General features: G+C 58.6%; 20 protein-coding genes. 4 read left to right on the forward strand and 16 right to left on the reverse strand.

Annotated elements, in window-relative coordinates; genetic code table 11:
• Positions 1–17: 17 nt before the first annotated feature.
• Genes ACR0A2_RS17500 through ACR0A2_RS17510 form a run of 3 tightly spaced genes read left to right on the forward strand, consistent with a single transcriptional unit; the run spans position 18 to position 2,974 of the window.
• The gene (locus ACR0A2_RS17500; protein WP_152456852.1) at positions 18–656 is read left to right on the forward strand and encodes an acyl-homoserine-lactone synthase; all 639 of its coding nucleotides are present in this window, start codon (positions 18–20) and stop codon (positions 654–656) included.
• Positions 657–716: 60 nt separating this feature from the next.
• Positions 717–2,249: an ATP-dependent DNA helicase gene (locus ACR0A2_RS17505; protein WP_171233098.1), complete on the forward strand. Its 1,533-nt coding sequence runs from the start codon at positions 717–719 to the stop codon at positions 2,247–2,249.
• Positions 2,246–2,974: an SDR family oxidoreductase gene (locus tag ACR0A2_RS17510; protein ID WP_171666478.1), complete on the forward strand. Its 729-nt coding sequence runs from the start codon at positions 2,246–2,248 to the stop codon at positions 2,972–2,974. The genes ACR0A2_RS17505 and ACR0A2_RS17510 overlap by 4 nt, the downstream gene beginning before the upstream one ends.
• A gap of 3 nt (positions 2,975–2,977) precedes the next feature.
• Here ACR0A2_RS17510 and ACR0A2_RS17515 read toward each other — a convergent pair whose 3' ends face one another.
• The 13 genes from ACR0A2_RS17515 to trpS form a co-directional block, all read right to left on the reverse strand.
• Positions 2,978–3,745: a TIGR02186 family protein gene (locus ACR0A2_RS17515; RefSeq protein ID WP_171119683.1), complete on the reverse strand. Its 768-nt coding sequence runs from the start codon at positions 3,743–3,745 to the stop codon at positions 2,978–2,980.
• A gap of 2 nt (positions 3,746–3,747) precedes the next feature.
• Positions 3,748–4,668, reverse strand: coding sequence for a sulfite exporter TauE/SafE family protein (locus ACR0A2_RS17520; RefSeq protein WP_152456856.1), 921 nt, complete (start codon positions 4,666–4,668; stop codon positions 3,748–3,750).
• Between the two features lie 257 nt (positions 4,669–4,925).
• Positions 4,926–5,894 carry an ABC transporter permease gene (locus tag ACR0A2_RS17525; RefSeq protein ID WP_480836412.1) on the reverse strand — a complete coding sequence of 323 codons (969 nt, stop codon included), beginning with the start codon at positions 5,892–5,894 and terminating at the stop codon, positions 4,926–4,928.
• Complete coding sequence (locus ACR0A2_RS17530) at positions 5,894–6,988, reverse strand: ABC transporter permease (protein ID WP_152456858.1); 1,095 nt, start codon at positions 6,986–6,988, stop codon at positions 5,894–5,896. Before ACR0A2_RS17530 ends, ACR0A2_RS17525 begins: the two co-directional genes overlap by 1 nt.
• A 1-nt stretch (position 6,989) precedes the next feature.
• Positions 6,990–8,519, reverse strand: coding sequence for an ABC transporter ATP-binding protein (locus ACR0A2_RS17535; RefSeq protein ID WP_171634889.1), 1,530 nt, complete (start codon positions 8,517–8,519; stop codon positions 6,990–6,992).
• Positions 8,520–8,614: 95 nt separating this feature from the next.
• Complete coding sequence (locus tag ACR0A2_RS17540) at positions 8,615–9,613, reverse strand: BMP family lipoprotein (RefSeq protein WP_171119679.1); 999 nt, start codon at positions 9,611–9,613, stop codon at positions 8,615–8,617.
• 139 nt (positions 9,614–9,752) lie between these two features.
• Positions 9,753–10,187 carry a GNAT family N-acetyltransferase gene (locus ACR0A2_RS17545; RefSeq protein WP_480836415.1) on the reverse strand — a complete coding sequence of 145 codons (435 nt, stop codon included), beginning with the start codon at positions 10,185–10,187 and terminating at the stop codon, positions 9,753–9,755.
• Complete coding sequence (tsaB, locus tag ACR0A2_RS17550; RefSeq protein WP_480836417.1) at positions 10,184–10,774, reverse strand: tRNA (adenosine(37)-N6)-threonylcarbamoyltransferase complex dimerization subunit type 1 TsaB; 591 nt, start codon at positions 10,772–10,774, stop codon at positions 10,184–10,186. Before tsaB ends, ACR0A2_RS17545 begins: the two co-directional genes overlap by 4 nt.
• Positions 10,764–11,327, reverse strand: coding sequence for a NifU family protein (locus ACR0A2_RS17555; RefSeq protein ID WP_480836419.1), 564 nt, complete (start codon positions 11,325–11,327; stop codon positions 10,764–10,766). Before ACR0A2_RS17555 ends, tsaB begins: the two co-directional genes overlap by 11 nt.
• 69 nt (positions 11,328–11,396) lie before the next feature.
• On the reverse strand, positions 11,397–11,990 hold the full coding sequence (locus ACR0A2_RS17560; RefSeq protein WP_480836421.1) for a DsbA family protein: 594 nt from the start codon (positions 11,988–11,990) through the stop codon (positions 11,397–11,399).
• A 9-nt stretch (positions 11,991–11,999) separates the two neighbouring features.
• On the reverse strand, positions 12,000–12,455 hold the full coding sequence (locus ACR0A2_RS17565; protein WP_152456865.1) for a universal stress protein: 456 nt from the start codon (positions 12,453–12,455) through the stop codon (positions 12,000–12,002).
• A 77-nt stretch (positions 12,456–12,532) separates the two neighbouring features.
• On the reverse strand, positions 12,533–13,396 hold the full coding sequence (locus ACR0A2_RS17570) for a branched-chain amino acid aminotransferase (protein ID WP_152456866.1): 864 nt from the start codon (positions 13,394–13,396) through the stop codon (positions 12,533–12,535).
• A gap of 59 nt (positions 13,397–13,455) precedes the next feature.
• Positions 13,456–14,484, reverse strand: coding sequence for a tryptophan--tRNA ligase (gene trpS / locus ACR0A2_RS17575; RefSeq protein WP_480836423.1), 1,029 nt, complete (start codon positions 14,482–14,484; stop codon positions 13,456–13,458).
• An 86-nt stretch (positions 14,485–14,570) separates the two neighbouring features.
• Here trpS and ACR0A2_RS17580 point away from each other — a divergent pair, with 86 nt between their 5' ends.
• On the forward strand, positions 14,571–15,257 hold the full coding sequence (locus ACR0A2_RS17580; RefSeq protein ID WP_480446764.1) for a rhomboid family intramembrane serine protease: 687 nt from the start codon (positions 14,571–14,573) through the stop codon (positions 15,255–15,257).
• On the opposite strand, the gene murJ is transcribed toward ACR0A2_RS17580, so the two are convergent.
• Genes murJ through ACR0A2_RS17595 form a run of 3 tightly spaced genes read right to left on the reverse strand, consistent with a single transcriptional unit; the run spans position 15,258 to position 20,735 of the window.
• The gene (gene murJ / locus ACR0A2_RS17585) at positions 15,258–16,799 is read right to left on the reverse strand and encodes a murein biosynthesis integral membrane protein MurJ (RefSeq protein WP_480836426.1); all 1,542 of its coding nucleotides are present in this window, start codon (positions 16,797–16,799) and stop codon (positions 15,258–15,260) included.
• Positions 16,796–19,615 carry a [protein-PII] uridylyltransferase gene (locus tag ACR0A2_RS17590; RefSeq protein WP_371813364.1) on the reverse strand — a complete coding sequence of 940 codons (2,820 nt, stop codon included), beginning with the start codon at positions 19,613–19,615 and terminating at the stop codon, positions 16,796–16,798. The genes murJ and ACR0A2_RS17590 overlap by 4 nt, the downstream gene beginning before the upstream one ends.
• Positions 19,575–20,735, reverse strand: coding sequence for a penicillin-binding protein activator (locus ACR0A2_RS17595; RefSeq protein WP_152456871.1), 1,161 nt, complete (start codon positions 20,733–20,735; stop codon positions 19,575–19,577). Before ACR0A2_RS17595 ends, ACR0A2_RS17590 begins: the two co-directional genes overlap by 41 nt.
• Positions 20,736–20,772: the final 37 nt, after the last annotated feature.

Consider the following 20,772-nt stretch of genomic DNA (forward strand, 5'->3'; position numbering starts at 1 on the left):
GACAAGGGGAACAAGTCATGTTGCGTTATCTATATGCCGATGAGTTACACAGATTTCCGACTTTGGCAGAGGGGATGTTCAAAGATCGTGCGGATCAGTTCAAGACCAGGTTGGGGTGGGATGTCCACGTCAACGAGAAGGGCGAAGAGCGGGACGAATACGATGATCTCAATCCGCTTTATGTCATCTGGGAAGAGCCGGATGGCAGCCACGGAGGGTCGATGCGTGTATTGCCTACGACCGGTCGGGTGATGATCAATGAGGTTTTTGGTCATCTGAATGGCGGCAAGCCGATTTGCAGCCCCCTGATCTGGGAGGTCACCCGGTTCTGCCTGTCCCGAACAGCCAGCCCGCATACTGCCGGCGCCATCATGTTGAGCGGCGGTGAAATGATGGAAGGTTTCGGCCTGACGCATATCGCCGGCGTATTCGATGCAAGGATGATCAGAATCTATCGCCTGATCGGGTCCTCGCCCGAGGTTCTGGGAACCCAGGGCAGTGGGCGCGATCAGATTTCAGTCGGATTGTGGCCCTATTCCGCGGACGACTGCAACCGGGTGGCCGAGCGTGCGGGCATCCCGCGCGACCTGTCTCGGATGTGGTTCAAGGCCGCATTCGGGCCGAAGAAACAGCACCGGTTCGCCCTGTCCGCTTAAGTGTCGGAAAACGCTAATCCACATCTGGTGGTGGTCGGCGCGGCCCTGTAGGGTCGCGCCATGTCCTTGCCGAATGTAACGTTCTCAGATGATCAGGCCGCCGCGTATGACAGCATCGCCGAGATGCTGCGGGCAGCGGGTGTTGATCTCGAAGATGATGCCCTTCTGAAACTGCCAGGTGCAGGAAAATCTGGTGTGATGGCCGTGATCGGCAAGGCCGGATCGGGCAAAACGCTGCTGTTGGCCGAGCTGTACAAGGCACTGGCAGAGACGGGTGTTCAGATCGTGTCCGGCGATTATGAAAGCCGCAAATCGAAAGACAAGCGCAGCCTTGCCATCCTGGCCCCGACGAACAAGGCTGCAAGCGTTCTGCGATTGCGCGGCGTGCCTGCGACCACGATTCACCGCATATTGTACACGCCGGTCTATGATCCGGAATACGAGCGTATTGCGGAATGGCTGGCCGGCAATGACGAACGCCCCGATATCGAAGGTTTGACGGATGAAGCTTTGGATCGTGCGGCTGCTTTCTACCAAAACAACAAATCTATCCCCGGGGCGCTGGCCGCCGCCGGTTTGCGAGGGTCGGATTTCATCACAGGGTGGAAGCGCCGTGACGAACCGCTGGATATCGGGTTCGTCGATGAGGCGTCGATGCTGGATGACCGCCAGTTCGATGATCTCAAAGAGATTTTCCCGACCCTTCTGTTGTTCGGCGATCCGGCTCAGCTGGCACCGGTAAATCAGTCCGGCAGCATGGTGTTCGAGGCTTTGCCCGAGCCCCGGAAGCTGACACTTCAGCGCGTGCACCGCCAGGATGCAGACAACCCAATTCTGGATCTTGCGCATGCGCTGGCTGACCCGGCAATGGGCTTCGAGGATTTCGAGCGACTGATCGAAGAAACAGCCCGTCGGGATGACCGGGTTGTCTGGGGCCAGCGGGTTGAGGTCGATCTGATGGCCCGAAGCCCGGTTCTCGTCTGGCGCAACGCCACGCGCATTCGTTTGATACAGGCCTTCAGGCAAGTTCACGGCGCACCGGATACGGAATTGCTGGAAGGTGAACCGCTTATTTGTGATGGGATCGAATTGCCCTTGAAACATCGCAAGAAACGGCTGGACCTTGAGGCGCGTGGGCTGATCAAAGGAGCTCAGGTGGTATATCTGGGGCCGGGACGAAAGCCGGGGTTCTCGCGTCTTCACGTGATGGGGGCCGAAGACCCGCAGGTCAGCGCCGCGTCCATTGTTCAGATCGAAAAACCGGATGAGGAAGAGCCGTTTATTCCCTACGCTGCCCGCATGGGGGCGACCTTTTTGCACGGGGCGGCCGTGACGATCCACAAGGCGCAGGGGTCACAATGGGATACGGTTCAGGTGTTCGCTCCGGATCTCTATGCCGCCGCTCGCATGGGCCGGACCGAGGCCGGACAGCCATTGTGGAAGCGTTTGGCATATGTCGCGATCACGCGCGCGCAAGAGCGGCTGATCTGGGTGGTTCGCAATCGCCTGTCGAAACCCACGCACCCCCTGCGTGTGGATGACTTGAGGGCGATTCCGGCGGCTTCGCTGACATTGGAGACGGAAGAGACATGAAATCCATCATCGTAACGGGTGCCAGTTCAGGTATCGGCCGGGCAACGGCCCTGCTGTTCTTGTCCCAAGGGTGGACGGTCGGGTTGTTGGCGCGCAGCAAAGACAAACTGGAAGCTCTGGCAAAAGAGCATCAGGCAGCCACCGTCCTGCCTGCGGATGTGACCGACCCGAATGCGGTTGAACGGGCTTTTCGGTCTTTTACAGACCGCACCGGGCGGCTGGATGTTCTGTTCAACAACGCCGGGATCTTTGCGCCGGGCGGCACGATCGACGAGATCGCTCTGGACGATTGGTATCAAAGCGTCAACGTGAACCTGAACGGCATGTTCCTATGCGCGCGTGAAGCTTTCAAAATCATGCGTCACCAAAACCCGCAGGGCGGCCGGATCATAAACAACGGCTCGATAGCGGCACATGTTCCGCGCCCGAATTCGGTACACTATTCGGCCACAAAGCACGCCATTACAGGGCTGACGCGCAGTCTTTCGCTGGATGGGCGTCGCTTTGGAGTCGCCTGCGGGCAGATCGATATCGGAAATGCGCGCACGCAGATGGTTCAGGGCCTTGTGGACGCGGCGCAAGCCGCGGGCGAGACACCAGACCCGACGATGGCCGTGGAAGACGCCGCGCGTTCGGTCCTGCATATGGCAAGCCTGCCGCCCGAGGCCAACGTGCAGTTCATGACCGTCATGGCCACGACCATGCCCTATATCGGCCGGGGGTGACGGCTACTTTTCTCGCAACAGCCGGAAGGCTGTCGAGGCGCCCCAGCCTGCCGCAATCGCTATGACCAGCGACATCAGGCCGTACCAGACGGGCTGCTGGCGGGACATATTGTACAAAAAACGTTCCAGGCCGACTTTCCGGACATCAATGATCGCTTCATATTGCGAGACGACCTCTCCGCCACGGGTGAGAAAAATCCGGGCGGAATAATCGCCTTCGGTCAGGTCGGCGGGCATATCGATCGAGGTGCGGAACAGGGTCTGTTCGTCCACTGCTACGGTGTTTTCGCGGATCGAATACAGTTGTTCGTGTTCTCGAATTCTTATTACGGCGTCTGCAAAATCCTGTGCGCCCCGGATATGCATCGCGGCACCGACCGAGCGGATCGCGCGTTCGATCGAAATCCGGTAACGCAGGTCTTCGGTGTCGGACAGGATGTCGTCAAAGGGTCCGCTGGTTGCAACGGCGTAAAAGCTGGGTGCAAGGTCGACAAGAACACTGTCGGTGTTCACCCAGATCCCAAGCTTGCGTTCCTTGCGTCGCACGGTGACAGGCTCGGACGGACCCGCAACCGCGACGATGACTTCGACCGGAGGGCCGGAAGGGATTGGGGTTTCCCGCTTGATGGCCCCAAAAATCAGAAGTTCAGATCCGTCGAATGTCGCGGTGATGGCAACCCGGTCCTGGCTGAGACCAAGGACAACCTGTTCTTCCGCTGCCAAAGCGGGCGTGCAGAACAAGCACAGGGCGGCAATAAGCGAACGCAGCATCCTCAGTGCCCTCCGCCGCTGCCAAGCGAGTAGAGCTCGGCGGGTTCGATAAGCAGATCAAGTGCAAGCTTGCCACATACGGCCAGCACCAGAGCGGCAAGCAGCACGCGCAATTGTTCCGCCGGCATCCGGGCTCCGATCACGGTTCCGATCTGGGCGCCAATGACGCCGCCCACCAGCAACAAGACTGCCAGAACAACATCAACCGTATAGTTGGTGGTGGCGTGCAGCATCGTGGTGAAGGCTGTCACAAAGATGATCTGAAACAGCGACGTGCCGACAACGACCTTGGTCGGCATACCCAGCAAGTAGATCATGGCAGGGACCATGATAAAGCCGCCGCCAACGCCCATGATCGCCGACAAAACCCCGACGCACAGACCGACCAAGGCCGGCGGGATGACCGAGATATACAGGCCCGAGGTGCGAAAACGCATTTTGAAGGGCATGGCATGGACCCAGCCCCGCTGTCGGCGCTTGGCAGGGGCCGCGCCGCCTTTCTTGGCTTTACGCAGGGCCCTCAGGCTTTCGACAAACATCAGGCTGCCAATGACGCCGAGAAAAACAACGTAACAGAGTGTCACCAGCAGATCGACCTGACCCAGGCTTTTGAGATAGTTGAAGACAACCACGCCCAAAGCGGCCCCAACAAGCCCGCCAACCAGCAATACCGTTCCCATTTTTAGGTCCACGGTCTTTCGTCGGAAATGTGCCAGAACTCCGGAAAAGGATGATGCGACGATCTGATTGGCTTCGGTAGCAACAGCCACCGCCGGCGGAATACCGATGAAGAACAGCAGCGGGGTCATCAAAAAGCCGCCACCGACACCGAACATTCCGGACAGGATGCCAACCATGCCGCCCAACCCCAACAAGAGAAAGGCGTTTACTGAGACTTCGGCGATGGGAAGGTATATCTGCATGGGCTCTTCTAGTCGCACTGAGTTGAGAGGCGCAACGCCATAGCGTCGCATTCGCCTAAATATTTAAAAAATTGAATGTGACTAATCGGCACATACGACCAGACCTGCCTGTTTGCGCTGATCGGGTCTGCGGACAACTGCCAGTTTGCAGGAAGGTACACACTCATACCCTCTTAGAACGGTTGCGGCATGCAAAATCAACTCTGCATGCCGCTCCGCAGCGAACAGGACTGAAACTCAGTTCGGAACTGGCCTTATCAGCGCTCTTTGACGTAGGGTTCTCCGCCTGCCCGAGGTGGGATGGCCTTGCCGACGAAGCCGGCAAGGATTACCACCGTCAGAATATAGGGCAGGGCGTCCATCACCTGCACGGGAATCACGACGCCACCCAGGTCGATATTTTGGAACCGCAGCGCGATCGCTTGCAGCAGACCAAACAGCAAGCAGGCCCACATGGCATGCCACGGGCGCCACTTGGCAAAGATCAGGGCGGCCAAGGCGATAAAGCCACGACCGGCGGTCATTTCCTTGACAAACCCTGCCTGCAAGGCCGTAGCCAGATAGGCGCCTGCAATACCGCACAATACACCACAGATGGCGACAGCGGCGAACCGCAGGCCAACCACCGATACACCGGCGGTGTCCACTGCGGCCGGGTTCTCACCCACCGCCCGCAGGCGCAGACCGAACCGGGTGCGATACAGAATCCACCAGGTGGCCGGAACCATCAGGAACGCGACATAAACCAGGATCGAGTGGCCCGAGAGCAATTCGGAATAGATGGGGCCGATAATCGGCACACCGCTGAGGGGCTCGGCAAACGGGAAGTTGATCGGTTCGAACCGGCCCCCGCCAAACAGAGAGGGTGTCCGACCACCTTGCTGAAACCAGCTTTGCGCGACCAAGACGGTCAGGCCCGAGGCCAGAAAGTTGATGGCCACGCCCGATATCAACTGGTTGCCCCGGAAGGTGATCGACGCCAGCCCGTGCAGGCCCGACAGCAACAAAGAGGATGCGATACCAGCCAGCAAGCCCAGCCAAACCGACCCTGTGACTGCTGCGATTGCAGCCGAAAAGAACGCTGACATCAACATCTTGCCTTCGAGACCGATGTCGAAGATCCCGGCCCGTTCCGAAAACAGACCGGCCAGACAGGCAAGCAGCAGCGGCGTGGACAGGCGAATGGTCGAATCCAGAACCTGAATGAGGGTTACGAAAAATTCCATCACTCAGCCCTCTTCCGCATACCCAGGAAAAGTTTTTCAAGCGGCATTCGCACCATGTTGTCCAATGCGCCGGTGAACAGGATGACCAGGGCCTGAATGACCACGATCAGTTCCCGCGGAATCGAAGCCCACAGCGCCAGCTCGGCACCGCCCTGATACAGAAATCCGAACAAGAGCGCGGCCAGAAACACGCCGAACGGATGTGAACGCCCCATCAGAGCCACGGCGATACCAATGAAACCCGCGCCCTCGGTCGAGTTCATAACAAGTCGCTCGGCTTCGCCCATGACATTGTTGATGGCCATCAGCCCCGCCAGCCCGCCGGAAATCAGCATCGCGACAATCGTGATGCGCACAGGTGAAATACCGGCATAGACAGCGCCTGTCTCGGAATGGCCGTAAGCCCGGATTTCATAACCCAGACGCGTGCGCCAGATCAGCGCCCAGACAACGACGCAGGCAAGCAGCGCGATGAAGAAGGTGATGTTCGCTGGGGCGCCGCGGAAAACAACGTTCTCTGCGGTCGAGAACATCTCCTGGAAAGAGGGCAGATGCACGCTTTCAGAGAACCGCGCGGTGGCCGGGTCCTGCGACCCTTGGGGCCGCATGACATTGACCAGCATGTAATTCAGGAAAGCAGCGGCGATGAAGTTGAACATGATCGTTGTGATCACGATATGGCTGCCACGCTTTGCCTGAAGATAGGCCGGAATGGCTGCCCAGAGCGCGCCGAACAGCATCGATGCCGCGCAGGCGGCAAGCAAGGCAATGCTCCAATGCGGCCAGTCGACATAAAGACAGACCATGGCCACGCCCAGCCCGCCCAGCATCGCCTGACCTTCGCCCCCGATGTTGAACATACGGGCATGGAAGGCGACGGCCACCGCAAGACCGGTAAACATGAAGTTTGTCGCGTAATAGAGCGTATAGCCCCAGCCATAGGTCGACCCCAGCGCACCAGTGACCATCAGTTTGACGGCCTCGACAGGGTTTTCTCCGATGGCGAGGATGACCAACGCCGAAAGGATTGCGGCCAGTATCAGACTGATCAGGGGGATCAGAATGACATCGGCCCATTTAGGCATTTTTTCCATGTTACGCGGCCTCTCCCGCAACACCGGCCATCAGAAGGCCCAGTTCTTTTTCATCTGTCTCATGGGGCAGGCGTTCTCCCATGATATGTCCGTCAAACATCACCGCGATCCGGTCCGAGAGCGAGAAGATTTCTTCCAGTTCGACCGATACCAGCAGGATTGCCTTGCCCTGATCACGCAGCGCGACAATCTGTTTGTGAATGAACTCGATGGCGCCGATGTCCACGCCCCGCGTGGGTTGCCCGACCAGCAGCAGGTCAGGGTTGCGTTCGATCTCGCGGGCGACAACGATTTTCTGCTGGTTGCCGCCCGAGAAACTCTTGGCTGCCAACCAGGGATTGGGCGGGCGGACGTCGAATTTTTCGATCTTGGCTTCGGTATCGGCGCGCAACGCCGCGTTGTCCATGAAGATACCGCGTTTATAGGCCGGGTCACGGTGATACCCGAAGGCCACGTTTTCCCAGGCGTGGAAGTCCATGATCAGGCCTTCGCGCTGCCGGTCTTCGGGCACGTGGGCAATGTGTTGCGCGCGGCGGGCCTGACCATCTGATCCGGCCCCACTCAGTGCCAGCGGTTCGCCGTTCAGCTTGATCGTGCCCTGTCCTGGGCGCATTCCACCAAGAACTTCCAGCAATTCGGATTGACCATTGCCGGCCACGCCGGCGATGCCGACGATCTCACCTGCGCGCACGGTCAGGTCGATATTTTTGACCCGTTCAACGCCTGCCGAATCAAAAACGCTGAGATTTTCGATCTCGAGAATGGGTTTGCCTGGCGTCGCGGGCACTTTGTCGACTTGCAGCAGAACCTTGCGGCCGACCATCAGTTCGGCCAGCTCCTCGGGGCTGGTCTCGGATGTTTTGACCGTGGCCGTCATTTGCCCGCGCCGCATAACCGATACCGTGTCGGTGTTTTCCATGATCTCGCGCAGTTTGTGGGTGATCACGATGACTGTTTTGCCCTCGGACCGCAGCCGGTCGAGAATGCGGAACAGCTGATCGGCTTCGGCTGGGGTCAATACGCCGGTCGGTTCGTCCAGAATCAGAATTTCGGCCTTGCGGTACAGCGCCTTCAGGATCTCGACCCGCTGCTGCATCCCCACGCCGATCTCGTCGATGCGCTTGTCGGGATCGACGAACAGTTCGTATTCTTCCTCGAGCTCTTTCAGCTCTTTGCGGGCTTTTGCCAGTGATGGCGCCAGCAACCCGCCATCCTCGGCGCCCAGCACGATGTTTTCCAGAACGGTGAAATTTTCCACCAGCTTGAAATGCTGGAACACCATCCCGATGCCCGAGGCGATGGCCGCCTGGCTGTCCGGGATGTCGGTCTTGGTCCCATTGATCCAGATCTCACCTTTGTCGGCTTTGTAAAAGCCGAAGAGAATGCTCATCAACGTGGATTTGCCTGCGCCGTTTTCACCGATGATCCCATGGATCGTACCGGGTGCAACGCTGATCGAGATGTCTTTGTTGGCCTGAACTGGCCCAAAGGCTTTGGATATCCCTTTGAGCTCAATGGCTGGGACGGTCATGTCTTGCCCTCAACTGCCGAGAAACCCATCCGGCTGTCCGCCCGGATGGCGAAGTGGGTGGCGAGGCGGAAGGCACTCTCCCGCCCCGCGCGTTATCAGAACTGCAGCGCCGGGCAGCTGTCGTTCTCGTAATAGCTTACAACATTGATGTCGCCGTTGATGATCGCCTTGCGGGCTTCGTCTACGGCGTCGCTCATGCGAACCGAAACAAGCTCTTTGTTGTTTTCATCCATGGCAACGCCGACCCCATCTTCGGCCAGACCCATGATGAAAACGCCGGTTTCAACGTTTTCGCCTGCTTTCATCGCTTCATAAACAGCGACGTCCACACGCTTCAGCATCGAAGTCAGAACTTTGCCTGGGTGCAGGTGATTCTGGTTGCTGTCCACACCAATCGACAGGATGCCCTCGTCAGCCGCAGTTTGCAGAACGCCAACGCCGGTTCCGCCGGCCGCAGCGTAAATCACATCAGCGCCCTGGCTGATCTGCGCTTTTGTAAGCTCCGAACCTTTTACCGGATCGTTCCAGGCAGCAGGCGTTGTTCCTGTCATGTTGGCAACAACATTGATGTCTGGGTTCACGGCCTTAGCGCCCTGGGCATAGCCGCATCCGAAATGGCGAATCAACGGGATGTCCATGCCTCCGATGAAACCAACGGTGCCGGATTTCGACGCCATGGCGGCCATCATCCCGACCAGGTAGGACCCTTCGTGCTCGGCAAAGCCAATCTGGCGGATGTTTGGAGCGTCCAGCCAAGTCACGTCAACAGCGACGAATTTGGTGTCGGGGTAATCACTTGCAACAGCCGCCAGGGCGTCAGCGATTCCGAACCCCATGGTGATGATCGGATTTGCACCGGATTCCGCAAACCGGCGCAGGGCCTGTTCGCGCTGCGGTTCTGCCTGAATTTCGATTTCCAGATACTTGCCGCCGGTTTCATTCGCCCAGCGCTGCGCGCCGTTATAGGCGGCCTCGTTGAAGGACTTGTCGAACTTGCCGCCCAGGTCAAAGATCACCGCCGGTTCGGCCAGTACCGCTCCGGCTGACATTGCGACGGCAGCGGCAGCACCCATCAAGGATTTCATCAGGGTCATTTCAGTCTCCCAATATTATTTTGTTGGCACAGGGTCAGATTAGCCCCGTTCACCCACTTTTAGCGAGCATAACTGTTGTGATGGCGGGTATTAAGGGGGTTTGCAACCACCATGGTCAACTGAATTCTGACCAAATGGTCTAAAAAACGGGCGATTGCCGTAGGGGCAGGCGGCATTCCATTACGAGTGCATCAGTTTTCTGGCCCGTTTCGCGTGCATAGTACGCCCTGCGCAACCCGCACTGCCGATATCCGCATCGATTGTACAGGGAAATGGCCGCAATGTTGTCGGCCGCGACATCCAGAAAGGCACGCGTTGCCTGAAAATCGATCGCTTGATCATGCCATTCCTGCATGAGACGAAGTGCCAGGCCCTGCCTTTGAAACGAAGGGTGGGTCGCAATTGTCAGCAACTCGGCTTCGCCCGCAATCACCTGAAACAGTGCAAAGCACCGGGAATCTCCGACGGCATGAGTAAAGCGGTTTTCAAGAAGAGCGGCGAATTCATCTTCTGTCCAGCCGCGCGAGTGCGAAAACGCTGCGGCATGGGTCGATGCCATCTCGTGCGGTGTCATTCGTTCAGCAGAACAGGGGGGATATCGCGGGACGGAGCCGCGTCGGCGGGCCTTACGTACAAAGGTGCAGGCGGCAAGCTGGTACGATCCCAGCGCCGCGCGGCCAGCCGGGCGATGGCTTGTGCCAGCAAGGCAGGGTCAGAGCAGGAATACAACGGCCCGCCAAGTTCCGCTTCGGCCCGAGGCAAGAGACACGGATCGGCACCGGGCATTTTCACATAAACCTGGTCGCGCGGGGCAGGGATCGCCGGTGTCTGCCCGCCTTCCGCCAGCTCACGCAAGGCATCGAAGCCGGAAACTCCGACCGCAGGGATTTCCAGCCCAAGTGCAAGACCCCGCGCGGCCGAAACCGAAATACGGATGCCGGTGAAGTTCCCGGGCCCTATCCCAACGCCGATCGCGTCCAAACCGGCCCAATCACATCCGGTTTCCGCCAGAACGTCTTCCAACAGCGGAATCAATCGTTCGGCTTGTCCGCGTGACATTGCTTCGGCACGAGACGTCACGATTTCGCCGTCGCGCAACAAAGCGGCCGCGCAATGCGCGGCCGATGTGTCAAATGCCAGAATAGTCGGGTTAGACGGCAACAGGGCGAACCTCGGTCACTTCCGGAATGTAATGGCGCAGAAGGTTTTCGATACCCATCTTCAGGGTCAATGTCGAAGACGGGCAACCCGCGCAGGCCCCCTGCATGTGCAGATAGACGACGCCGCGATCAAACCCGTGGAACGTGATATCACCCCCATCCTGAGCCACGGCAGGACGCACACGGCTGTCCAGCAAATCCTTGATCTGATTGACGATATCAGCGTCCTCTCCAGAGTGTTCGGCATGGCCCGAGGCCCCGGCGGAATCTGCGCCCATAACAGGCTGGCCGGATTGATAATGCTCCATCACCGCGCCAAGAATGGCCGGTTTGATGTGGTCCCACTGAACGTCGTCCGATTTGGTAACGGTGACAAAATCGTTGCCAAAAAACACGCCAGTCACACCGTTGACCGCAAAAATGCGTTTGGCCAAAGGGGATTTTGCGCCCGCTTCCGCAGTTGGGAAATCCGCTGTTCCAGCTTCCAGCACCGTTTGGCCGGGCAGGAATTTCAACGTGGCCGGATTGGGGGTGGATTCGGTCTGGATGAACATGAGGGCGCTCCGTCTGATGTGCTTCTGATATGCGCGCAGGCGCACGGGAAGTCAAGATTTGGAACGATTCTAAATTTTGGAGGCGTATTCTAGTGCATCATCCAGACGGTCATCGCCCCAGAACAACTCTTCCCCGGCCAGAAAACTTGGTGCACCAAACAGACCAAGCGCGTTGGCGCGGGCAGATTGTTCGAACAGGGCCTGTTTTATGTCGGTGTCCCCTGCACGGTTCATCATGCTGCTGCGCAGCCCTGCCTCGTCGAGGCAGGAGGCCAGTACGCTGTCCTCCGAGATATTCTGCCCGGCGCCGAATTCGGCGCTGAAGACGGCCCGAACAAACGCCGTCCGTTCCCGATGATCCTCGATGGCCAGAACCAGACGTGCTGCCCTGAGCGAATTCTGCGGAAATGGATCAGGCTTTGCAAAAGGAAGCCCGCGCGCCTTGCACAGACGTTCCATATCGCGCCACATGTACCGCCCTTTGGCCGGATACAGGTTGAAAGGTGAGGTGGGCCATCCTTGATCCGCGAAAATCGGACCCAACAGGAACGGGTGCCATTCAATGTCAACGCCTTTGTCTTGCGCGGCCGCTTCGATCCGCATCGCGCTGAGGTAGGAATAGGTCGAGGCGAATTCGAACCAGAACTGTATCGTCTTCGCCATCGCCGCTCCTCAGGTTATTTCTTCCAGTTTCTCTTTGCTCAGATTGCCCGGAACGATCGTGATCGGAATCGGCAGGCTACCCGAATTCTTCGTCAGTTGAGTCACCAACGGACCAGGACCTTTCTTGTCGGTCCCTGCCCCAAGTACAAGAACACCAATCTCGGGATCGGACTGAACATGTTCGATGATCTGTGCCACGGGATCGCCTTCGCGAATGGCCAGTTCCGGTTCCACGTTCTGCTTGTCCCGCATCCATTTGGCAAACACTTCGAAATGCGCGTGGATACGTTCGCGGGCTTCTTCACGCATGGTTTCGGCCACACCGATCCAGTGATTGAACTCGTCGGGCGGGATGACAGACAGGACCGTCACACCACCTCCGGTATGGGCAGCCCGCATCGCGGCAAACCGCATCGCGTTCAGGCATTCGCGGCTGTCATCCAGAACGACTAGGAACTTACGCATGGGTATCCTCTTTAGGTTTCCGGGATCATGCCCGACCGATCGCACGCTGGCAACTCGGGCAAGCCTGAGGCATAGTGCTATCGTTCACTTGCAGCCCAATCCCAATAGAGGGCGCGGGCACGGCGAGCAATAGGACCCACCTGAAATTGCGTTTCCTCCAGCGCAGTTACCGGTGTGACCTTGCTCATGTTGCCGGACATGAAGACCTCGTCGGCCTCGTGGAAATCCTCGAAGCTCAGAACCGTTTCGTGGACCTTTACTCCATCTGCGCGCAGGTTTTTGATATGCCGTGCTCGGGTAATTCCAGCCAGGAAGGTTCCGTTCGGGATCGGTGTAAAGACTTCGCCATCCTTCACCATGAAGATGTTGGCCGTCGCCGTTTCCGCCACATGCCCCATCGCATCGGCCACCAAAGCGTTGGAAAAGCCTTTCGAGCGCGCCTCTTGCAGCATGCGGGCGTTGTTGGGGTAAAGGCACCCCGCCTTGGCGTTTACGACCGCGCTTTCCAGAACCGGGCGGCGGAAGCGCGTGGTCGACAGAGTGGCCGACGCGGTTTCCGGGGCCATTGGGATTTCTTCCAGGCAGATGGCAAAACCGGTGCTGTTTTCCTGAGGGACTATTGCCGTGCTGTCACCGTCGATCCCCCAGTACATCGGACGAATGTAAACGGCTGTGTCCGGGCTGTAGGCCTGCAACCCTTCGCGTATCAACTCGACCATCTGTTCGGTCGTCGTGGTCGGCGTCAGCATCAAGGCTTCGGCTGACCGATTTACCCGTGCGCAATGGGCCTCCAGATCCGGGGCCACGCCGTCAAAATATCGCGCGCCGTCAAAGACCGAAGATCCCAGCCAGGCGCCATGATCCGCCGCGCGCATGATGGGTGCATCCCCCTCATGCCATTGGCCTTGAAAATAGGTCCGGATGTTCGTGCCGGTTGCCATGACGCCCTCCTTTGATTCAGGCAAACCCTAGGAGGGCGTCAGGCGAAGGTCCAGTGCAATCAGCGTGATGCGGCGCCAACCATGCCAACGATTTCGTAGGTCTTTTGCAGGATCGGAGCAGCGATTTCACGTGCGCGCTCGGCGCCGCGGGCGAGAATCCGGTCAATCTCGGCCTGATCCCCCATCAGGCGTGACATTTCGGTCGAGATCGGAGCCAGTTTCGCCACTGCCAGATCGGCCAGCATCGGTTTGAACTCACCGAACTGCTTGCCGCCTACTTCGGACAGAACCTGTTCGATGGTTTGATCGTTCAGGGCCGCGTAGATATTGACCAGGTTACGCGCCTCGGGGCGGTCCTCGAGCCCTTCGGTCTCTGATGGCAGAGCATCAGGGTCGGTCTTGGCTTTGCGGATTTTCTTGGCAATCGTTTCGGCGTCATCCGTCAGGTTGATCCGGCTCATGTCAGAAGGATCGGATTTCGACATCTTCTTTGATCCGTCCCTCAGGCTCATGACCCGTGTGGCCGCACCTTCGATCACCGGCTCGGTGACGGGAAAGAAATCGACGCCGAAATCGTTGTTGAACTTGATGGCGATGTCGCGAGTCAGCTCAAGATGCTGTTTCTGGTCTTCCCCTACCGGTACGTGGGTCGCGTGGTAGATGAGGATGTCCGCAGCCATCAGAGCAGGATAGGCAAACAAGCCAAGCGAAGCGTTCTGCTGGTTTTTGCCGGCCTTGTCCTTCCACTGGGTCATGCGCTGCATCCAACCCATTCGAGCAACACAGTTAAATATCCAAGCCAGTTGCGCGTGTTCCGGCACTTGGCTTTGATTGAACAAAATCGATTTTTCGGGGTTTAGTCCAGAAGCGATGTAACCGGCACAAAGCTCCCGCGTTGCATGCTGCAACTCGATTGGATCTTGCCAGACCGTGATTGCATGAAGATCGACCATGCAATAGATGGTTTCAAATTCCTCGCTTTGCATTCTCACCCAGTTCCGAAGCGCACCGAGATAATTGCCGAGGTGCAGGTTACCCGAAGGCTGTGCGCCGGAAAACACGCGGGGCGTGAACTGGGTCTCGGTCATCAAAGGGAACTCCTGTCTGGAAAAATCAGCCCCCGTCGCTTACCCATGAGGCAAAGGGACGTCAACAGCCGCGAAAGGCCATCCCAATGAGCAGTGAGCATTACACACCCGCCGTAAACCCGTTGCCGCCCGTTGTGGTGGCGCTGGTTCTGTTCATCATCGGCGTCGAACTGGCCTTCACGCTGGGATCGCGCGGTTTGATCGGAGGGCCGGCGGCCGTGGGCTGGCGTCTGGACGCGATACAGCACTATGCCTTCTCGGCGGATATTTTCGATTGGATGGTGCTGAACGGGCGTTGGCCGTTCGAACATCTGGTCCGGTTCGTGACCTATCCCTTTGTTTCCGCCAACTTTACGCAGGCGATTTTTGTCTGTGTCTTCGTTCTGGCGATGGGAAAAATGGTTGGTGAGGTTTTTGGTGGTGTCCCCATGCTGCTGATCTTCGTCGTCTCGGGGATTGGCGGCGCGTTGACCTACGCCGTTTTGCTGGACCCGCGCTATCCCCTGATCGGAGGGTTTCCACCTGTTTATGGCCTGATCGGAGCATTCACGTGGTTGTTGTGGCGCAAACTGTCGCTTGTGGGGGCAAATCAGGCAAGGGCGTTCCAACTGATCGCCGTTCTGATGGGCATTCAGTTCCTGTTTGGTCTGATCTTCGGCGGAAACGCGGAATGGGTCGCCGATCTGGGCGGGTTTGCCACCGGCTTTGGCATGTCATTTCTGGTGGCGCCGGGGGCCTGGGCCCGGATCGTCGGGCGCATCCGCCGCGATTGATCAGGCCCGGCGCAAGGCGCGTTTGAACTCTGACAATTTGAACGCTCCCAGGACATGACCAAGACAGAAATACGAGACGGCGGCGACCACGATCAGGACCAAAAGCGCAAGATAGCGCCAGCCGGGAATGTCCAGCGTCCAACCCAAGAAGTGGATCAACGCAAACAAGACCGCGCCCATACCGACCGAGGCCAGAACGATCCGGCCCGCACGTGCCCTGAAACGGTCATCGAAACGCGCTTCTTCGCCCATACGACGTGCGCCGATCGCCAGAAGAACAACCATGGCCCAGCCGGCAGTTGACGCGGCAATCGCAGGGGCGATCCAACCCACCAGCGGAAATAGGCCAAACGCCAAGGCCGCGTTCACGACCATTGCGACTACCGCATAGCGGAACGGGGAACGCGTATCTTCGCGCGCAAAGAAAAGGGGTTGCAGCAGTTTTTGCAGCATGAATGCAGGTAGACCGATGCCATAAATCGCGACCGCCAGCGCTGTCGCAGCGGTATCCTCGGGACTGAACTGTCCCCGTTCGAACAGCACCGAAACCAGCGGGTTCGGGATGATCAGGAACGCCACGGTCGAGGGCAACGTCAACAGCAGCATGAATTCCCCGGCGCGGGAAAACGCGTTGCGGGCCCCTTCTTTGTCGTCGGCGCGCAGGCGGCGGGACAGGTCAGGCAGCAGGACAATGCCAATGGCGATTCCGACGACGCCCAAAGGCAGTTGGTACAGGCGATCCGCGGCAAACAGCCAACTCACGGCCTTTTCGGTCTTTGACGCCACCAGTTGTCCGACCACCAGATTGACCTGCGTAACCCCCATGGCCAAGGCGGCGGGAACAGCGATGCGGACCATCCGGCGCATCTCGGGCGTCAGGTGGGGCAGGCCGGGGCGGATACGGATACCTGCACGTTCGGTCGCCACCCAGACCAGCACCAGTTGTGCGACGCCGGCGACCGGAATGACCGAGATCAGCCATCGTATCACCTCGCCGCCAGAGATGGCCCCGGCGATCAGCGCGGTGCAGGCAAAGATGTTCAGCAAAACAGGTGCCGCTGCGGCCGCTGCGAACCTGCCGGTGGCGTTCAATACCCCCGAAAACAACGCCGCCAAGGACATGAAAAGGATATACGGGAACACGACATAGCCATAGTCCACGGCCAGATCGAAACGTTCATCCCCATAGAACCCTTCGGCCGTCAGCCACACCAGACCCGGCATGAAAACCATGGCCAGCCCGACCAGCGCCAGAACGGCCACGGCCAACAGGTTGAACGCATCCTGCGCGAACCCCTGGGGGTTCTCGTCCGCCTCCAGCCGTTTCGAGAACATGGGCACAAAAGCAGCGTTAAACGCACCTTCGGCGAAAAAGCGGCGGAACATGTTCGGCAGGCGAAAGGCCGCGACGAAAGCATCCATCACCGGCCCGGGGCCGATGAAGGCGGTCAGCAGAATTTCCCGCAGAAACCCCAGTATTCGACTGGCCAGCGTCCAGAAGCCGACCGTGAACAGGCCTGAAAACAAACGGATCTGCTTCATGAGGCCGCACGCTCAGCACCTTCGGTGATCGCCTTGCGCAGCTTGGCCTCAAGCCCACGTTGCTTGCTTTCCGAATGGTATTTCAAGCCGAACATATCTTTGACGTAAAACGTATCGACCACCTGTTCGCCATAGGTCGCGATCACGGCATTGGCGATGTAGACATTCGCTGCGGCGAGGGTCCGGGTCAGGTCAAACAACAGCCCCGGACGGTCGCGGGTGTCCACTTCGATGATCGTGTATATTTCAGAACCGTCATTGTCGAAGGTGATATGCGTTGGAACGTTGAAGGCACGCTCGCGTTTCTTGATCTTGTCGCGTGATTTCAACGCCTCCTTCGCAACCACTTCGCCGCGCAATGTCTTGTGGATCATCTGCGTAAGACGTGGCAGGCGCGAGGCTTCAAACGGGTGCCCTTCGGCGTCCTGAATCCAGAATGCATCGGTGACGTAGCCGTCTTTGGTCGTATAGCTGCGCGCATCAACGACATTGGCGCCGACCAGGGCCAGCGCGCCGGCAATGCGGGCAAAGATACCGGGGTGGTCGCCCATCGCAAAACAGGCTCGGGTTGCGTCGCGATCCTCGTCCGGTTGCAGGCGGATCTCCATCGCGCCGGGGTCGCCGCTTTGTTCCAGCGCACGCAGCATGTTCGCAAACTCGACATGTGTGGCCAGATTGAGACCCTGCCAATATGGGTCATAGTGGCGCCCCGTCTCGGATTTGAGGTCGGCCTTGGACCAGGCTGCCAGTTCGGTGCGCAGGGCTTTCTTTGCCTCGGCGCCGCGATTGGCGCGGTTGAGGTCCTCCATCCCGGTTTCCAGCGCGCGCTTGGTTTCGGCGTGAAGGGCACGCAAAAGCGTGGCTTTCCAGTTGTTCCATGTGTTCGGCCCCACGCCGCGAATGTCGCAGACGGTCAGAACGGTCAACAGGTCCAGCCGTTTGACGGTTTGAACTGCCTTGGCGAAATCACGCACTGTGCGGGGGTCTGAAATGTCACGTTTCTGTGCCATATCGGACATGAGCAGGTGATAACGCACCAGCCATTCGACCGTTTCCGAATCTGCTTTGTTCAGGCCCAGTCGTGGTGCCACCTTGCGCGCGATCTGTGCTCCAAGAATCGAGTGATCTTCGGGTCGTCCCTTTGCGATATCATGCAGCAACAGGGCGACATACAGCACCTTGCGATTGACCCCACCTTTCAGAATCGAAGAGGCAAGAGGCAGCGATTCGATCAGCTCTCCGCGTTCGATCTGGGCCAGGTTCACGATGCACTGGATGGTATGCTCGTCCACCGTATAGCTGTGGTACATGTTAAACTGCATCATTGCCACGATGGGCTCGAACTCGGGCAGGAAGGCGGACAGTACACCCAGTTCGTTCATCCGCCGCAAGGCTCGCTCTGGGTTGCCGTGTTTCAGCATCAGGTCCAGAAAGATGCGCCGCGCTTCTTTGTCATTTCGCATTTCGTCGTCGATCAGATGCAGATTTGCCGCCACCAGACGCATGGCATCCGGATGGATCAGCATTCCCGTTCGCAAGCCTTCTTCGAACAGGCGCAGAAGGTTTACCTTGTCGGACAGAAATTTGTCAGGGTCCGCTATGTCCAGACGACCGTGAACAACCCGGTATCCCGCTTTGACCCGCCGGCGTCTGCGGAAAATACGCTCCAGCAAAGGTGCGCCTTTCACGTGCAGCGCCTCAAGCTTCGTCAGAAAAATCCGCGTCAACTCGCCCACACGCGTGGCTTCGCGGAAATAGCGTTGCATGAACACCTCGACCGCCCGGCGACCGGCGTGATCCTCATAGCCCATGCGCGCGGCAACCTCGACCTGCATGTCAAAGGTCAGTTGCTCGGTGGCGCGACCCGTCACCAGATGCAAATGCGAACGAACAGCCCAAAGAAATTCTTCGGCCTGAACGAAGGTCTTGAACTCTTCCGGAGTGAACAGACCCAAAGGCACAAGTTCGGCCACGTCCTGAACGCCATAGATGTACTTTGCGATCCAGTAGAGGGATTGGAGGTCGCGCAACCCCCCTTTGCCCTCTTTCACATTGGGTTCGACCTTGTAGCGCTCTCCCTGTTTCAGGTGCCGCTCATCTCGTTCGTTCAGTTTGGCTTCGATGAATTCCCGCTCGGTTCCTTTGAACAGCTCGGTTTTCAGGCGTCGCTCAAGCTCGTCGGCCAACGCCTTGTCGCCCGCCAAATAGCGTTGTTCAAGCATTGCCGTGCGGATCGTGAAATCCTCGGTGCCCAGCCGAAGGCAGTCTTTGATCGTGCGCGAGGAATGCCCGACCTTAAGCCTGAGATCCCAAAGGATATAAAGCATCGATTCAATGACGCTCTCGGCCCAGGCGGTGATTTTGTACGGGGTCAGAAACAGCAGATCGACATCAGAAGACGGTGCCATTTCACCGCGCCCATATCCGCCAACGGCCAGTACGGCGATCTTTTCACCTTGTGTTGGCGTCGCAAGCGGGTGCAGGCGCGTGCTGGAGACCAGCATCGCGGTTCCGACCAGCTGGTCCGTCAGGTAGGTATAGGACCGGGTCAGCGCACGCGCGTCGAACGGACGCTCGCTGAAGGCATCGGCAATGGCTTTGCGACCCGCTTTCTGAGCGTCGCGCAGAATGCGCACTGTTTCAGAACGCATTTTGCTGTTGTCAGAGCTGGTCTCGAACACCTCGGCCAGCGCATCATTGACGCTGACGCTGTCAAAGATGTTTTCGGCAGGGCAAATTAGCGCGCCATCCGGCGCCATGGTCTCGCCCGATCGCTCAGAAACCGGCACCAGAGAAGCTTTGCGGGGCAGGGTCAATCACAACCACCTGTTTATTCTGAATCGTCGCTACGGCAAGGCCGCGTTCATTGGTGCCGTTCGGGCGCAGGCGGAAGATGCCGCCAACACCCTGGAAACCGGCATTTTGCGTCAGGGCAGCACCGGTCAGAGCATTGGATTTGCCCTGGCTGACCAAAGCACCAATCGCCGCTATTCCGTCATAGGCCAGACCGCTGATCGGATGTGGCGCTTCTCCATATGTCGCGTTGTACCGTTGACGATAGGCTTGGGCCTTTGACGGGTCGGGCAGGGCGAACCATCCCCCTTGCACGCCCGGCAGCTCCAGCGTTTGCGGGGGGATATCCCAACGGGTCAGACCGATGAATTGTGTCGTCGCCGGAGAAACGCCGGCCTCAGGCAGCAATTGCGAGAAAAGTGGCAAGGCACCCGCTGTCGTTGCCGTCATGAAAATCGAGTCCGCCCCTGTCGAATCGACGGTGGCCTTGATGGTGGGAACCGAGTTGATGACACCCTGCTGCGACCGGTCGTATCCGACCGTTCCCGCATTGTTGACCCGGCTGTTTGCCAGAGCATTGGCGATGGCAGCTTGCCCCACTTGCCCCGCGGCATCATTGCTGTGCACGATAACCGTGTTCGTTTTGCCTTGCCTGCCCGCATAATTCACCAGCCGGTTGGCGGTGTTTTCAAAGGTCGGTCCAAGTACAAATACATTGCCACCCGCAATGCTGGTGTTGTTCGAGAACGAAAGAACATTCACGTTATTGTTCAGTACGGCCAGTCCGGCAGCGTTTGCCGCCTGGGCGTAAACAGGGCCGACAATGATCTTGGCGCCTTCGGCAACGGCCTGCTGGGCCACCGCTGTCGCCGTGGTCGGGTTTCCTGCCGTATCGTAAACACGCAGGTCGATTTTGACGTTAGGCAGATCGGACATTGCCATACGGGCCGCATTCTCAAGGCTCTGCGCCAGCGCGGCGTCGCCCGAGCGGGGAACCAGCAAAGCAACCGGAACAGGATTCGACGTGTCAATCGAAGGGCCACCCCCAACGCCGCCCGGCTCACAAGCGGCCAGAAACGCTGCGGTCGTCAGGGCAATGGCGGCTTTCGCCAGCTTGCTTACGGGCTTGCAAACGGTAAACATCTAAATGAAAACTCCCTGATCCGGCGGCTGTGAATGC

Source organism: Ruegeria sp. H8 (assembly GCF_056532905.1).